The following is a 1,579-nucleotide window of genomic DNA, read 5'->3' as shown; positions in this document are numbered from 1 at the left end:
GTAGTTGGATAGCAGTTCCATGTCGAGACGATTTCGTAGCAGTCTCATAGATCGTTCACTACTGCTGAATTACTGTGTCGCTGGGGAGTCGCGGATCAACGGAATCGACAGATTCCGTGATCCGCACCGACGACAGTTCGCTACTCCGCCAGCAGCTCGTAGTCAAGAAGCTTGAGAACCGGCTGCTGCGACGCCAGATTACTGCACAACAACAGAAGATCGAACAGCTTGAGGCTCGCCTCAAGCAGTACGAAAATCCAAACACACCACCCAGTAGACAGGGTGGTGCGGCTAATTCACCAGGCGATGACGACCAAACCGAGGACGAAGACCAAGAACCTGATGAAGACGACGCTGGCGGCGACTCTGACGCCGCCAGCGACTCATCGCCTGGACGCAGCGAAGGTCACGAGGGAACAACTCGAACACCACCTGAACCAGAAGAGACGATCCTCGTTGATCAGGGATTCTGTCCAGACTGTGAGCAAATCCTCTCTAGCCCTGATAGCTACGTTTCACGGACTATTATTGACGTACCGCTTCCTGTTCCAACCACTGTTACCGAGTACAAGCTCGGCAAACACCACTGTTCTTGTGGTAACGAGGTTGTTGCTGAGCATCCTGACTGTCCCGAAAAGGGGCGGTTTGGGCCAAATATCATGGCCCAAACCGCTCTCGGTCGGTTCCATCAACGACTGCCGAACCGGAAACAGGCCGAGCTGTTTGACTGGGACTTCGACCTTCCGATCTCTCACCGGACGATCTACAACTTGACTAAGCGGGTCGCAGCCGGTCTGCGACCCGCTTACGAGGATGTCAAAGAGAAGATTCGGGAGAGTGAGGTCGTCTACTGCGATGAAACAGGCTTTCCGGTCGATGGAGAACAACACTGGGCGTGGACGTTCGTCACTGATGACGAAGTGCTGTTTTTGGTTGATGAAAGCCGAGGAAGTGGAGTCTTAGAAGACGTCCTCGGCGAGGAATTCGCCGAGGACTCGACGCTCAGTTGTGACGGCTGGTCGGCGTATTCGAGTTATCACACGAAACTGCAGCGGTGCTGGGCGCACCTGTTGCGGGAGGCTGAGTACGTCGCTGAACGGTACGAGGAAGCAGAGCGGCTGTCTGAAGAGTTGCACGCACTCCACGACGATCTAACGACGTTCGTCGAAGGAGATCCGTCCGCTTCCGCCCGCGAGCAGAAGCGGGCGGAAGCATCCTTACACCTGGAGGGCCTGGTGAGGGAAGGTTACGAGGCCCAAGAGGTTCAGCAGCTGATCAAGAAGATCAGCAATGGCTTGGGTCACTGGCTGACGTTCGTGACCGAACGGGGTGTTGATTCAACGAATAATCGCGCAGAGCGGGCTCTGCGCGAGCAAGTAGTCCTTCGGAAGATGTTTCGGACCCTGCGTTCGGCAGAAGGGGTCCAGATTCACGAGACAATAACAACGATGTTGGCGACGTGGAAACGACGAGGACTTGATCCACCTGAACAGCTCCAGTCAATTCTGGGTGGGAGAGAACTTCGGTAAGGACGAGAGGCATCACTGTGCGGTGTATCTTTGTCTTGCTATCCAACTAC

Annotated in this window: 1 protein-coding gene; it reads left to right on the top strand. The window is 55.2% G+C overall.

Annotated features, from left to right (window positions below; genetic code table 11):
* The first annotated feature begins 74 nt into the window (after positions 1-74).
* Positions 75-1,529: an IS66 family transposase gene (tnpC, locus tag J2751_RS15430; RefSeq protein ID WP_209487338.1), complete on the top strand. Its 1,455-nt coding sequence runs from the start codon at positions 75-77 to the stop codon at positions 1,527-1,529.
* Positions 1,530-1,579 lie beyond the last annotated feature (50 nt).

It is taken from the genome of Halorubrum alkaliphilum (genome assembly GCF_017873815.1).
GTDB lineage: Archaea > Halobacteriota > Halobacteria > Halobacteriales > Haloferacaceae > Halorubrum > Halorubrum alkaliphilum.
This window is presented reverse-complemented; position numbering and strand designations above follow the sequence as displayed.